The organism is Shewanella livingstonensis, assembly GCF_003855395.1.
In the GTDB taxonomy this organism is placed as follows: domain Bacteria; phylum Pseudomonadota; class Gammaproteobacteria; order Enterobacterales; family Shewanellaceae; genus Shewanella; species Shewanella livingstonensis.
Genome location: NZ_CP034015.1, coordinates 1,528,241 through 1,543,436, shown reverse-complemented (window position 1 = coordinate 1,543,436; position 15,196 = coordinate 1,528,241). Strand labels below are relative to the sequence as shown.

At 40.2% G+C, this 15,196-nt stretch carries 10 protein-coding genes; 1 reads left to right on the top strand and 9 read right to left on the bottom strand.

Annotation, left to right across the window (positions count from 1 at the left end):
• Positions 1-320 precede the first annotated feature (320 nt).
• The 5 genes from EGC82_RS06690 to pnp all read right to left on the bottom strand — a co-directional run bounded on the left by EGC82_RS06690 (position 321) and on the right by pnp (position 7,609).
• Positions 321-1,583, bottom strand: a complete 1,263-nt coding sequence (locus EGC82_RS06690; protein ID WP_124730077.1) for a NupC/NupG family nucleoside CNT transporter — start codon at positions 1,581-1,583, stop codon at positions 321-323.
• 177 nt (positions 1,584-1,760) lie between these two features.
• The gene (locus EGC82_RS06685) at positions 1,761-2,522 is read right to left on the bottom strand and encodes a TatD family hydrolase (protein ID WP_124730076.1); all 762 of its coding nucleotides are present in this window, start codon (positions 2,520-2,522) and stop codon (positions 1,761-1,763) included.
• 274 nt (positions 2,523-2,796) lie between these two features.
• Positions 2,797-4,377: a peptide chain release factor 3 gene (gene prfC, locus EGC82_RS06680; RefSeq protein WP_124730075.1), complete on the bottom strand. Its 1,581-nt coding sequence runs from the start codon at positions 4,375-4,377 to the stop codon at positions 2,797-2,799.
• A gap of 76 nt (positions 4,378-4,453) precedes the next feature.
• A complete protein-coding gene (gene nlpI, locus EGC82_RS06675) occupies positions 4,454-5,365 on the bottom strand; it encodes a lipoprotein NlpI (protein WP_124730074.1) in 912 nt (303 codons plus the stop codon).
• Between the two features lie 147 nt (positions 5,366-5,512).
• Positions 5,513-7,609 (bottom strand): polyribonucleotide nucleotidyltransferase, encoded by a 2,097-nt coding sequence (gene pnp, locus EGC82_RS06670; RefSeq protein WP_124730073.1) that lies wholly within the window; start codon positions 7,607-7,609, stop codon positions 5,513-5,515.
• Between the two features lie 397 nt (positions 7,610-8,006).
• Between pnp and EGC82_RS06665 the strand changes: the two genes are divergently transcribed.
• Positions 8,007-10,043, top strand: a complete 2,037-nt coding sequence (locus tag EGC82_RS06665; protein ID WP_124730072.1) for a putative bifunctional diguanylate cyclase/phosphodiesterase — start codon at positions 8,007-8,009, stop codon at positions 10,041-10,043.
• Between the two features lie 633 nt (positions 10,044-10,676).
• Here the strand turns inward: EGC82_RS06665 and rpsO are convergent.
• The 4 genes from rpsO to infB all read right to left on the bottom strand — a co-directional run bounded on the left by rpsO (position 10,677) and on the right by infB (position 15,173).
• On the bottom strand, positions 10,677-10,946 hold the full coding sequence (gene rpsO / locus EGC82_RS06660) for a 30S ribosomal protein S15 (RefSeq protein ID WP_124730071.1): 270 nt from the start codon (positions 10,944-10,946) through the stop codon (positions 10,677-10,679).
• A 130-nt stretch (positions 10,947-11,076) separates the two neighbouring features.
• A complete protein-coding gene (truB, locus tag EGC82_RS06655; RefSeq protein ID WP_124730070.1) occupies positions 11,077-12,030 on the bottom strand; it encodes a tRNA pseudouridine(55) synthase TruB in 954 nt (317 codons plus the stop codon).
• Complete coding sequence (rbfA, locus tag EGC82_RS06650) at positions 12,030-12,461, bottom strand: 30S ribosome-binding factor RbfA (protein ID WP_124730069.1); 432 nt, start codon at positions 12,459-12,461, stop codon at positions 12,030-12,032. Before rbfA ends, truB begins: the two co-directional genes overlap by 1 nt.
• Before the next feature lie 66 nt (positions 12,462-12,527).
• The gene (gene infB / locus EGC82_RS06645) at positions 12,528-15,173 is read right to left on the bottom strand and encodes a translation initiation factor IF-2 (RefSeq protein WP_124730068.1); all 2,646 of its coding nucleotides are present in this window, start codon (positions 15,171-15,173) and stop codon (positions 12,528-12,530) included.
• Between the last annotated feature and the right edge of the window lie 23 nt (positions 15,174-15,196).

The window sequence follows — 15,196 nt, the reverse complement described above, 5'->3', positions numbered from 1 at the left end:
GATAGCACTTCTTTTTAATCATTCGTATTTTATCGTTACTGATATAAATCTCAATATTTAATCGATAAAAAACGAATACAAAATTCTTTTTTGTGAACAATGTCGCGACTATCTGTCCATACATCATTAACAATTTGACATTTTAATCTTGTCTAGAGGATTTAACACATCCTCTTTTACACTAACTAAAACAGCATAAATTCGTATTGGGAAACGGTGGATTAACACAAAATCAATAACAACTTTCTTACAAACTGGGTCTCTAATCTTTATTAATCTAAAGACCCAGTTTTTTTGGGGTATTCCCCCTGGACTTACTCTTAGATTGCTAAGAATAAACCGGCTAATGTCGCGCTCATTAAGTTAGCTAATGAACCAGCGATAACAGCACGAATACCTAATTTTGCAAGGTCATGGCGACGTGAAGGAGCCATAGCACCTAAACCACCAAGTAAAATTGCAATAGAAGATAAGTTAGCGAATCCACACAATGCGAAAGAGATAATCGCTTTAGTACGGTCTGACATCATGATGCCAGTTTCTGCAACTACTTTGAAGCCTTCAGCAGATGCATCAAGTAGATACGGAGCGAAGTTTAAGTAAGCAACAAATTCGTTAACCACAATCTTTTGACCGATGAAAGAACCCGCAACTAGCGCTTCGTTCCAAGGTACACCGATTAGGAAAGCAAGAGGCATAAAGATATAACCAAGGATAAGTTCTAGAGTAATACCCTCTAAACCAAACCAACCTGTTACGCCACCGATGATACCGTTAACCATTGCAATTAAACCTACGAATGCGATCAACATTGCACCAACGTTTAATGCAAGGTGCATACCTGATGCAGCGCCTGAAGCAGCAGCATCTAAAACGTTTGCTGGCTTATCAGGATCATCTGGTAATCCGTCCATTTCGTTGATAGCAGCTTCAGTTTCAGGATGCATCAGTTTAGCCATTAATAGACCACCTGGAGCAGCCATGAATGACGCAGCAACTAAGTATTGAATTGGTACACCCATTTGCGCGTAACCAGCTAATACTGAACCCGCGATTGATGCTAAACCACCCACCATGATTGCGAATAACTCAGACTGAGTCATAGTCGCAATAAACGGACGCACAACTAACGGTGCTTCAGTTTGACCAACGAAAATATTCGCTGTCGCTGACATAGATTCTGTACGGCTAGTGCCTAATGCTTTTTGTAATGCACCACCGATAATACGGATGATCCACTGCATAATGCCTAAGTAGTAAAGCACTGCAATTAAAGAAGAGAAGAATATAATGACAGGTAATACGTTAATGGCGAAAATAAAACCAACTTTAAAGTTAGCTAAATCACCAAATAAGAAGCTAGTACCTGCTTGTGCATAACTAATCACACTTGATACCGCGTCTGAAACACCTTTCAGAATATCTTTACCGACTGGAACATATAAAACAAAACCAGCAAAGAATGCTTGAATGGCTAAAGCACCACCGACAGTACGAACATTAATTGCTTTTCTATTATTTGATAGTCCGAAACCTATCAATAGTAAGGTGACCACCCCTACCAAACTCATTACTATATCCATTAATCATCACCCTTTTGTTAACAGTTTTTTTGAATGTTGTTAACTCACCTAATTTCCGTTGACGATTATAACTGAGCGCGAAATGAAAAGCGTCGTTTTGATCAAGTTTTTAAAGTTTAATTTCAAACTCTTACGACATTAAAAACAATTTAAGTTCTCATGTTCATAAAAAAACAATTAAAGCTCAAACAGTTGCAAAGCATTTTTATTCAACTGTTCTAATATACAGACAGTCGACTTTTTCTTTAAAAATGCGATCTCGGACACGACACGAGGAAGAATGAGCGGGGTGTTACGTGATTGTGGATGATCAAATGGAGGCATACTTGGCGAGTCTGTTTCTATTAAAAAGTGTTCCAAGGGTAAATTAACCACTGTTTCACGGAGCTTTTTTGCACTTGGATTGAGTATTAAAGCACCAATGCCTAATTTAAAACCCAGTGAAATATAACGCTTGGCAATGTCAGTGTTGCCATAAAAACCATGCACGACACCGCCTTTTGTTAGCTTAAAACAAGCCAGCATTGTGAGTAATTGTTGATGAGCTTTAACCGCATGTAAAATGACCGGTAATTGATAAGCTTGAGCGAGTGACAATTGTTTCTCAAGTAACAACAATTGTTTATCAGACCAATAATGTAATTTATCCAGCCCACACTCTCCAACAGCCACCAAACGCTTATTATTACTATGTTGTTGCAACATTCCACTAAGTTTAATAATGGCCGCATCAATGTCTTCTGGCACAAACCAAGGATGAATACCAAGCGAGAAATAACAATCAAATTGTTGTGCTATTTCGATTTGCTTTTGCCATTGGTCGACTGACACTCCTGGTAAAATTGCCGACGTAATCCCATTCTGGTGCATCGCATCAAATACTTGTGTTCTATCATTGTCGAACTCTGACATGTCGAGATGGGCATGAGTATCAATCATAAGGTAACTCTATTTTATTGCGAATATAATCCTGATTTACGGGCGGCTTAGATATTGGCATATTGTTTCAGGCTAGTTCAATGGTGGCATATCACTATGCTTATTTTCTAACGTTAATCCTATTTTATTACACCACAAAATATATCTTAGCCAGGGGTTTACGATAAACAGCTTAACAATAACCGTATTTATCCTAATTTTTCTATAAAAAACAGCAATAAAAAAAGGCAGCAAAGCCACCTTTTTAACATTTTTGCAAAGTCTATCTTAACAATTAGTGTTCGCGCGTCTTGGCAAACTCAACATCAGGATAACGTTCCATTGATAAGTTCAAATTAACCATAGTAGGCGCAATATAGGTCAAGTTATTACCGCCATCGAGGGCTAAATTTTGACTACATTTACGACGAAACTCTTCTAATTTACGCTCATCTTTGCAATACACCCAACGTGCGGTACTCACACTAATACCTTCGTAAATAGCTTCTACGTTATATTCACTTTTTAATCGTCCAACAACCACTTCAAACTGTAGCACACCAACCGCCCCTACGATTAAATCGTTAGAATCAATTGGTCTGAAGACCTGTACCGCACCTTCTTCAGATAATTGTACTAAGCCTTTAAGCAACTGCTTTTGTTTTAGTGGATCTTTTAAGCGAATACGGCGGAACATTTCAGGTGCAAAGTTAGGCACACCAGTAAAGCGAAGCTTTTCGCCTTGAGTAAATGTATCACCAATTCGCATAGTGCCATGATTATGTAATCCAATAATATCACCTGGATAAGCATCTTCAGCACGACTTCGGTCTCCAGCCATAAAGGTCAAAGCATCACTGACATTGACATCTTTACCGATGCGAACATGGTGCATTTTCATGCCTTGCTCATATCGCCCCGAGCAAACGCGCATAAAAGCGACACGGTCTCGGTGTTTTGGATCCATATTGGCTTGAATTTTGAAGATAAAGCCAGAGAACTTTTCCTCGTTCGGAGTTACATTTCGAACGTCACTTTCACGAGGAAGCGGCTTTGGAGCCCATTCAACGATACCATCCAGAATATGGTCTACACCGAAGTTACCCAAAGCTGTACCGAAATATACTGGAGTTAGCTCACCTTTTAAAAAGGCTTCTTGATTAAAATCATGTGAAGCCCCGGCTACTAGTTCCATTTCATCACGAATTTCAGAAGCATAAGAGCCAAGTACTTTATCAAGCTCAGGATTGTGTAATCCTTTAATAATACGTTCTTCTTGGATCGTGTGACCCATACCACCTTGGTATAAAATAACTTCATCACGTAAAATGTGATATACACCTTTAAACTCTTTACCTGAACCAATGGGCCAAGTAATAGGCGCACAAGCTATCTTTAAAATAGCTTCGACTTCATCCATTAACTCAATCGGATCACGAATATCACGGTCACATTTGTTCATGAACGTCACAATCGGCGTATCACGTAAACGCGTCACTTCCATTAGTTTAATGGTACGGTCTTCAACACCTTTAGCGGAGTCAATCACCATTAAACAAGAATCGACCGCGGTTAACGTACGATAAGTATCTTCAGAAAAATCTTCGTGACCAGGCGTATCAAGTAAATTGATGAGTGCGCCACCGTAAGGAAACTGCATAACGGAGGTGGTAATAGAAATACCACGATCCTTTTCCATTTCCATCCAGTCAGACTTAGCATGTTGACCAGACTTTTTGCCTTTTACCGTTCCGGCCTTCTGTAAGGCGTTTCCGAATAAAAGTACTTTTTCGGTGATGGTGGTTTTACCCGCATCGGGGTGCGAAATGATGGCGAAGGTCCGACGTTTGTCGACCTCAACGTTGTTGCCTGACATGTTAACCTTGCACTAGCCGCTGAAAAAGGCGCAAATTATAGCGCCTATCGGTAGAATTGGCTAGGCAAAGTGTTTTTTAGCTTTTCGATGCTAATTCAGTAGACTGTTGGATCATATTTTTCATTTTAGCTAATTCGATTCTCGCATAACGATGCTCAACAAAATCATAAATATTGGTTGCTAAGGTTAAACGATAAAAATTAGCCGCTTGCTGATATTGACCATTTTCAGCTGCGTGTTTAGCTAAGTAAAAATAAGCTTCACATAAACGCTCTGCGTACTCTTTTGGTTGAGTCAAACCTACTTTTGCTGCAGCAAAGACTTGTTTTTGATTAATCTTACCAATATAAAAATCAACCAACACACTAGACCAAGCTTGATTATTTAATTGCTTTCGTTGCTCGGCTAAATTGGCTAATGCAGCATTTTTATCAACCGCTGCCGTCATCAAATAAAGCCAAAGAGCCCGATAACCGTCACTAGGGTCTCGTGCAAAAAAATCTCTCATGTCATTAATGGCTAATTCATAGCGTTGGCCATAATATAGCGCAATGCCACGGTTTAAGAAGGCATAGTCATAACTAGGAGACAATTCGAGTACACCGTCAAATGCTTCATAAGCACTATCAAACTCACCTTCTTGAGTGTAGTAAATACCCAAAAAATTATATGCGTCAGCTAAATCGGGTTGTAACTTTAAAGCTTGATGAAAATCAATTCGGCCCAGTAAACGTAGCCCAACACTGTCGTAAATGACGCCACGATCATAATGAAAACGGGCACGTTGTTCGTCAGTCAATTCCATAGTCGCTAAAATTTCATTTAGCTTTGCCAGTGTTACTTCCAATTTGTAGTCAGGCATGACCGGAGCAACAATTATCTGCCCTGTAATATTTTCATTTGAACCTAACGTTGAAGCACATCCTGACAACAACATACTTGCACCGACAACAACGGCAACGATTGTGGTGCGTATTTTACATTCCATCCGCTTTACCTTATCAGGTTCTATTAATATTCAACATCATAGCAATCTGGCAATCTAAGAGCCATGCGCATTACAGATTATTTTTTAGAACATAAAAAAAAGGAGATCAAATGATCTCCTTTTATGTCGTAAAACCGTTAAATTAGATTACTCAGCAGTTTCTTTCGCTTGAGCTTCTTTAATTGATAGTCTTACACGACCTTGACGATCCACTTCCATTACCTTAACAGCAACTTCTTGGTTCATCTCTAAATGGTCAGATACGTTAGCAACACGTTCATCACTGATTTGTGAAATATGCACTAAACCATCTTTTCCAGGAAGAATGTTAACAAATGCACCGAAATCTACTATACGGATAACTTTACCGTTATAGATACGACCCACTTCAACTTCTGCAGTGATTTCTTCAATACGACGGATAGCTTCTTTAGTTGCTTCGCCATTTGAAGAGGCAATCTTCACGGTACCATTGTCATCAAGCTCAATCGTAGTACCCGTTTCTTCGGTTAGCGCACGAATTACTGCGCCGCCTTTACCAATCACATCACGGATCTTCTCAGGGTTGATCTTGATAGTGGTGATACGTGGAGCATGAGCAGAGATATCGCCACGATGTGTGCCAATAGCTTGGTCCATCACGTTTAGAATATGAACGCGTGCGCCATAAGCCTGTTGCAGTGCGATATCCATGATCTCTTTAGTGATACCTTCAATCTTGATATCCATCTGCAGAGCCGTAATACCATCACGAGTACCAGCGACTTTAAAGTCCATATCGCCTAAGTGATCTTCATCACCTAAGATGTCAGAAAGTACAACGAAATCGTCACCTTCTTTAACTAGACCCATTGCAATACCAGCAACTGAAGTTTTAATCGGTACACCGGCATCCATTAATGCTAATGAAGTACCACATACTGAAGCCATTGAGCTTGAACCGTTTGATTCAGTGATTTCAGAGACAACACGAATGCTGTACGGGAATTCTTCAGCAGAAGGCATCACGGCATTCATACCACGCCATGCTAACTTACCATGACCGATTTCGCGGCGCTTAGGTGAGCCAACCATACCTGTTTCACCAACAGAATACGGAGGAAAGTTATAATGAAGCATAAAGCGATTAGTACGTTCGCCCATAATGCTATCTATCTTTTGTGCATCACGTTCAGTACCTAAAGTACAGGTGACTAATGCTTGAGTTTCACCACGGGTAAATAATGAACTACCGTGAGTACGTGGTAATACACCCGCTAAAACACTTAGTGCACGGATCATGTCTGGTTCACGACCATCGATACGTGGCTTACCACTGATAATACGACCGCGTACAACACTTTTCTCTAAGCTACCCAATAAGTTGTCTACTTCACGAGCATCAACATCTGGATTTTCTGCAATTAACGCAGCTTTTGCAGTCGCTTTAACAATGCCGACTTGTACATAACGGTCTTGCTTAACTTCAATTTGATAAGCTTCTGTCATGCCAGCTTCTGCAAGCTCTTTAATTTTGGCAACTAATACTGGATCTTGAACCGGTGCAGTCCAATCCCATGTAGGCTTACCCGCTTCAGCTTTAAATTCACTGATAGCATCAACAACAACTTGCTGTTGATCATGACCATAACTTACTGCACCTAGCATGATTTCTTCTGCAAGCGCTTTTGCTTCAGATTCAACCATAAGCACAGCAGCTTTAGTACCTGCAACCACTAAGTTAAGCGAGCTTGTTGCAAGCTGATCAACTGTTGGGTTAAGTACATATTCGTCATTGATATAACCAACACGCGCAGCACCAAGTGGACCGCTGAAAGGAATACCAGAAATAGCTAACGCTGCTGAGGTACCAATCATCGAAACAATGTCTGGCTCGATCTGTGGATCAACAGAAACCACAGTGATAATAACTTGAACTTCGTTTTTAAAACCGTTAGGGAATAAAGGACGAATAGGACGGTCAATAAGACGTGCAATCAGAGTTTCATCTTCTGAAGGACGGCCTTCACGTTTGAAGAAACCACCAGGTATTTTACCTGCAGCATAGGTTTTTTCTTGATAGTTAACAGTTAGCGGGAAAAAGTCACGGCTTAAGTCCGCTACTTTTTTACCAACTACAGTAACTAATACTGTGGTATCGCCCATGCTTGCTAAAACTGCAGCATCTGCTTGACGTGCAATAACACCTGTTTCTAAGGTGACTGTATGTTGACCATACTCAAAACTCTTTACAATTGGATTCACGTGACCCATTCCTTAATTTAATGACCTTTAATTACGCGCACAAGTATACTTCAATTCGACTGAATAGTTAAATAGACGCGAGATACAGAATATGAAAAACGTTAAAATAATCATTTTTTATCTGAGATCATTGTATTAACAAATGATTTTGACATGATTAAGCTAAGATTATCTCAGTTAAGTGACCTAAGGTTCGCTATTAGGTTTGATTATTGATGACAAGACCGATGAATTTGACTAAAATTGTAGCTAATAAGGTCAATTTTTATGTGGGTTAACCAACTAATTGACCAAGTTAGGATTGATTTTATATTAAGTATAATCATTTGTAATTTTAGCATTATAAACTGCAAGAATTAACATAAAAAATAGTCACTTACATGACATGGAATAATACATGACTGCCCGTTTTAAGTCTCTTACATGGAAACAAACTCATTTAGTGGTTTTTACCGCTTTGTTTTTTGCAATTGCCATCTTTATTGTTGAAATTGCCTTAGTGGTCGTTACCACCAAACAACAACTGACTGCAGCACAGCAAGAACTGCTCAACTCTGTCGAACAAACCACTACCAATGCAGTATGGTCACTAGATGATAAACTTGCCAGCCAGACACTGGAAGGCATTATCAAAGTCGATAATGTTGGCTCTGCAGTGATTGAACTTGATGATGGTTCATTATTTGTGTCCGTCGCAAATGAATCAGATGAGTTTTCTAAGAACTACACATCGTTGAGTAATCGTCTTTTTGGTAATTTAAAAGAAATCTCCCGCCCGTTGTATCGCCCATTCTATTTTGAAGGTAATAAACAACAGCAACTTATTGGCACACTAACGATTTTTTACGACACACAAAAACTTACCACAAAATTATTTAGCCAGTTACAACTAGGGTTAATTGCAACCTTAGCTCGTGCGTTGTTACTCACACTGGTGTTAACGGTGGTTTTTCATCGTTTTCTAACCCAACCCATTGCAAGCATTAGTGAAGCAATCGATAAAATTGATCCTGATTATCCTGATGAAAATTTATTACCGATGTCAAAAGCCCATAAGGATGATGAATTAGGGCTTGTGACCAGTAAATTTAATCAAATATTATTACAGTTTAGCCAAACGCAAAATAAACTTCGTAAAATGGCCACTCGCGATCCATTAACAGGGTTACCTAACAGAACCTTACTATTAGAAACATTGAACGTCACCATTCAACGTTCACGTGTTCATAAAAGAAATTTTGCGCTACTTTTTATTGACTTAGACCGGTTTAAGAATGTTAATGACTCACTAGGTCATGCAATCGGTGATCAATTCCTTGCACGTATTGCACGTATTTTAGAAAGAGTCGTGGGTGACAGAGGCAGCGTAGCTCGTTTAGGTGGGGATGAATTTGTTATTTTAGCTGATGAAATTCAAACACCTTCACAAGCGGCCGACTTTGTTGACAAGCTACTGATTCAATTAAATACTCCAATTCAACTTAATGAGCATGCAATTCATCCAGCGGCATCTATCGGTATCTCTATATATCCTGAGGACGGTATTACCGCAGAAGATTTAATCCGCCATGCAGATATCGCAATGTACAGTGCAAAAGCAGCGGGATCTAACCAGTGGTCGTTCTTTAAACAACAAATGACCGAACGTGCTGCGGTGAGGCTTCGTACAGAAGCATCATTACATGACGCATTGAAAAACAATGAATTTTTATTGCATTTCCAACCAAAATTCAACATCAAAACTAATGAAGTTGTCGGATGTGAAGCCCTTATTCGCTGGCAAAAAGATGGTCGTTTAATCAGCCCTATGTCATTTATCCCGGTTGCAGAAGAAACCGGTATTATTATTCCTATAGGACGTTGGGTTATAGAGCAAAGTTGCAAAGTCATTAGAGAATGGCAGCGTAAATATAATTATGAAATTCCAATCGCAGTAAATGTGGCCTCTCAACAATTTGCAGACGCCAGTTTAGTGCCTGACATTAAACAACTCGCAATCCGATACCAAATACGCCCTGAATTACTTGAAATAGAAATTACTGAAACATCGTTGATGAATGATGTTGAACAAGCAATCACTAAATTAGAACAGCTTAAATCGGCTGGGTTTGGTATTGCTGTTGATGATTTTGGTACCGGATATTCATCATTGTCATATTTAAGGCATTTACCTATTACGACAATGAAAATTGATCGAGCGTTTGTCAGCGATCTACCTGAAGATAGCGCAATAGCATCGACTATTTTAATGCTGGGCCGCCAACTTGATTTAACGATTGTGGCCGAAGGTATTGAAAATATTCAACAACTTGAGTGGCTCAAAGAGAATCAATGTGAAATAGGCCAAGGGTTTTTCTTCAGCCAACCATTGCCATTAGCAGAGTTTGAAGAGAAATATATTGCCAGTCGCACAGCCAAGATTATCCATGTTTAAACTAATTTATAAACCTTAACAATCTTGTCCGATCGGCTGCTAATATGATAACAACCCAATGTGGATTAGGAGTTGATAAGCAGTTGATAAGCACCAAGTCTACTATAGAAGTTAGCTCAAACTCATTAGGTCATATCCATACTGAGTAATAGCAGGTTCAGTACTGATTACTTCGCACAATACATTTATAAAAAACGTCCCTTCTTTATGCGACTAAATCTTAATCATCAGCTTAGCTAGTTGCCGCTAACCGCCCAAGTTAATTGCCACCTAATACCCGAGTGAACAATATCAACACGTGTTAAGGATTCAGTGCATGTTAAGAAGATGGGGTGTCGATACTGATTAAAGACGAGTTCCCGACGAGGTAAGCATTGCAGAATACATTCATAAGCAATAACGCTTCATAATCCCAGCACAAACCTAAAAATTACCCCAGCAAGGGTTCAGGCTAGGTTATACAGCCCGTAATCATATAGGTTAAATAAACCAAAGTGGCATGCTATTCAATAAAAAAGAGAGATTTAAACAATAAAATAGATAAAAAGTTATTTTTAGACAATAAAAAAAGGAGGCTAAATGGCCTCCTTTTTTATGGTTTAATCTGCTTACAAAAGTAAGCAGAATGTCGAATTAACGACGTAAACCTAACTTCTGGATCATAGCAGTATAACGAGCTACGTCAGTACGCTTTAAGTAAGCAGAAAGCTTACGGCGTGCACTAACCATACGCAATAGACCACGACGAGAGTGGTGATCATGGATGTGCTCTTTAAAGTGACCTTGAAGGTGGTTAATTTGAGCAGTTAACAAAGCTACTTGAACTTCAGTTGAACCGGTATCGTTTTCGCCGCGACCAAAATCAGCCAAAATTTTTGCTTTTGTTTCAGCACTTAGTGACATGTGTATCTCCAAAAAAAGTAAATGTATCTCAAGCCGATCACTAACTCAGCCAGAGCGAGGGCAGCATTTTAACCAGATTGATGCTTAACCGCAATATAAATTCGATTATTTATCTGTAAAAACAGACTGGCTACTCTGCAGGAACATTGTCATGGATCACGATCAAACGTTTTGGCGCTAATAAACCATCGTCATTCATGATACCCATACCAACAAACCGGCGTTCATCGCCGATCGTGATGCGCACTAACTCATCGGGCTTAAGTCCAGCCGCTTGAATTGCTTGTCCTTGCATGACGTAATATAACATTTCGTCTGGCAAGTTAATTTCAGCAAATTTAGCCACGGCAGTATCCATTGGTAATAGTAATGAATCCATCAGGGTCTGAGGTGCAACATCTTGTCTATGAGCTTGCTCAAGTAGCGCTTCTAATTGTGCTAGGCTCACCATTTTATCATACGGATATTCGGCAACTTGAGTGCGGCGGAGCATAATGACATGCGCTCCACATCCAAGCATTTCACCTAAATCATCAATAATAGTGCGTATGTAAGTCCCTTTAGAGCAATGTATATCTAGGGTTAACTCATCACCTTCAAGCTTAATAAAATTTAGCTCAAATACAGTGATAGGTCGTGACTCACGAGGCACTTCGATACCTTCGCGGGCATACTTATACAAAGGTTGGCCTTGGTATTTTAATGCCGAATACATTGACGGAACTTGTTGAGTGGTACCACGAAAAAACGCAAGCTTCTCGTCAAGTTCTGCTTGAGAGAAATTAATAGCACGTGTCTGTACGACTTCCCCATCAGAATCGCTAGTATCCGTTCGCTCACCCAATTTAGCTGTGACCAGATAGCGCTTATCAGAATCTAATAAATGCTGAGAGAACTTAGTTGCTTCTCCGAGGCATATAGGCAACATACCTGTTGCTAACGGGTCTAAAGCACCTGTGTGGCCAGCTTTATTGGCATTAAAAAAGCGCTTAACTCTTTGCAATGCAAAGTTAGAGCTCATGCCAGTATCTTTATCGAGTAATACGATTCCGTCGATGAAGCGACCTTTAGGGCGACGAGCCATTAATCTTGCTCCTTTTCACCGTCAACAGACTCGCTGTTATCAGATACTTCAGGAGTAAATTGCTGTTGCTTAGCTTTATCTTTATTGATGACCTGCGTCACTAGGTTAGACATACGCATGCCTTCAACCAGAGAGCTATCGTAAATAAAACGTAATTCAGGCATGACGCGTAACTTCATACGCCCAGCAACCAAAGTACGTACATAAGGAGCTGCTACAGTAAGTGCATCAATTTTTTGTTGCACAAGTTCTGTGTCTTCTTCAAAGAAGGTCACATACACTTTTGCATAACTTAAATCTCGAGAAACATCGACGTCGTTTACGGTAACAAAACCAATGCGGGGATCTTTCATATCGCGTTGCAACACCATTGCAAGTTCTTGCTGGAGTTGTTGTGCAATACGGCGGGTACGACTAAATTCTTTTGCCATGATGATATGCCATATCGTTAGGTCTACAATCAAAAAGGGCGGCTAAAGCCGCCCTTCCATTGGTACTTATAAGGTGCGAGCAATTTCGACTATTTCGAAGACTTCAATTTGGTCGCCCACTCGGACGTCATTGTAGTTCTTCACACCGATACCACATTCCATCCCATTACGGACTTCAGGAGCATCGTCTTTAAAGCGACGTAATGACTCAAGTTCACCTTCGAAGATAACCACGTTATCACGTAGAACACGGATTGGTGCGCTACGTTTAACAATACCTTCGGTAACCATACAACCAGCGATAGCGCCGATTTTAGGTGACTTAAATACATCACGCACTTCTGCAAGACCGATAATTTCTTGTCTAAATTCAGGAGCTAACATACCTGTCATTGCAGCACGAACTTCATCAATTAGGTTATAGATGATGCTGTAATAACGCAAATCAACACTTTCTGAATCAATGGTCTTACGAGCCTGTGCATCTGCACGGACGTTGAAACCAACAAGAATTGCATTTGAAGCTGCTGCCAATGTTGCGTCGGTTTCGGTTAATGCACCTACACCTCTAGCAATAATATTCACTTTAACTTCATCTGTAGACAGTTTAGCTAAAGATTCACAAATCGCTTCAAGAGAACCTTGAACATCCGCTTTAAGTACGATATTCAGCTCTTGTACTTCGCCTTCTTCCATGTTTGCAAACATGTTTTCTAGCTTAGACTTCTGCTGACGCGCTAACTTAATGTCACGGAATTTACCTTGACGATACAATGCAACTTCACGAGCTTTACGTTCATCACGTACAACTGTCGCTTCATCACCTGCTAAAGGCACACCAGAAAGACCTAAAATCTCTACTGGGATAGATGGACCTGCTTCAGTAATTGCATGACCGTTTTCGTCTTTCATCGCACGGATTTTACCGTACTCTAAACCACATAAAACGATATCACCTTGGCGTAAGGTACCTTCTTGAACCAAGACAGTAGCCACTGGACCACGACCTTTATCAAGTTTTGATTCGATAACAACACCAGCAGCCATACCATCACGTATTGCTTTAAGTTCTAATACTTCAGATTGAAGTAAAATACCTTCTAACAGTTCATCGATGCCCATACCCGTTTTAGCGGATACATGAACGAACATGTTATCTCCACCCCAATCATCAGACATAATGCCATGTTGAGACAGCTCACTCTTAACACGTTCAGGATCTGCATCTAGCTTATCCATTTTGTTAACAGCAACGATTAACGGTACATTACCGGCTTTAGCATGTTGAATAGCTTCAATCGTTTGTGGCATTACGCCATCATCGGCAGCAACAACCAAAATAACAATGTCAGTCGCCTTAGCACCACGAGCACGCATTGACGTAAACGCCGCGTGACCAGGAGTATCAAGGAAAGTGATCATGCCATTATCAGTTTCAACGTGGTATGCACCAATATGCTGAGTAATACCACCGGCTTCGCCAGCAGCAACCTTTGCACGACGAATATAATCTAGTAATGATGTTTTACCGTGATCAACGTGACCCATGATAGTCACAACCGGAGCACGAGACTCTAGCTTAATATTGTCATCACGATCTTGCATCACTTGATGCTCAAGTTCATTTTCACGAATAAGTACAACTTTATGACCTAGTTCTTCTGCAACCATTTGGGCAGTTTCTTGGTCAAGTACCTGGTTAATAGTAACCATAGTACCCATTTTCATCATTTGCTTGATGATAACGGTGGCTTTTATAGCCATTAAGTGAGCTAATTCAGATACTGTTACAGTTTCGCCAATACGCACATCACGACTTACTGCAGCGGCAGGTTTATTAAAACCGTGCGCCATAGATTCTGGTGCAGTGCTGCGATTACGCATGTGTTTTTCGCGACCGTCACGAGCATCTTTTCCACCACGTTTTTTATTGGCGTTTTTATTGCGAGCACGACGACCACGTTTTTCGTCATCTGCATCTGAACTATCTTCAGCTGCACGAGCAACTTTAGACGTTGTGATGTGATGATCGCCATTCTTTTCAGCATCTAAACGTTGACGCTCTTCTTCAGCCCAACGCTTTGAGTTTACTTCTGCAAGTTGGCGTGCTGTTTCAGCTGCTTTAGCGGCTTCATCTTTCTGCTTTTGAGTAAGTACAGCTTCTTGAGTCGCTTTTAAACGATCGCCCTCAGCTTTTACTGCTGTGGTTTCCGGGTCAGCAACTTTAGTTACTTTCGGTTCAGATTTAACTTTTTCAGATTTCAATTTGGCTTCTGCTTCCGCTTTTTTCTTCGCTTCTGCATTAGCTTTCGCTTCTGCCGCTGCTTTTGCTTCAGCTTCCACTTTTGCTTGAGCTTCAGCGTCTGCTTTGGCTTTTGCTTGAGCTTCTAATTCAGCTTGTTTTGCTAATTCTGTATCATCACGCTTAACAAAAGTACGTTTCTTACGCACTTCTACTTTAACGTCTTTTGACTGACCACCAGTGCTCGCAACACTTAACGTTGACACGGTTTTACGTTGCAATGTCATTTTGGTCGGAACAGAATCTGCACCATGCTGTTTTTTTAGATAATCAAGAAGTTGTTGCTTCTCTTTTTCTGAAACAGTATCGAGTTGTTTTTTGCTTATACCAGCATCGGTGAATTGCTCAATTAATCGATCAACTGATTTTCCCACTTCCGCTGCTAATTTTTCTACGCTTGTATCTGCCATCAATTAAATCCCCCTGTTGATCG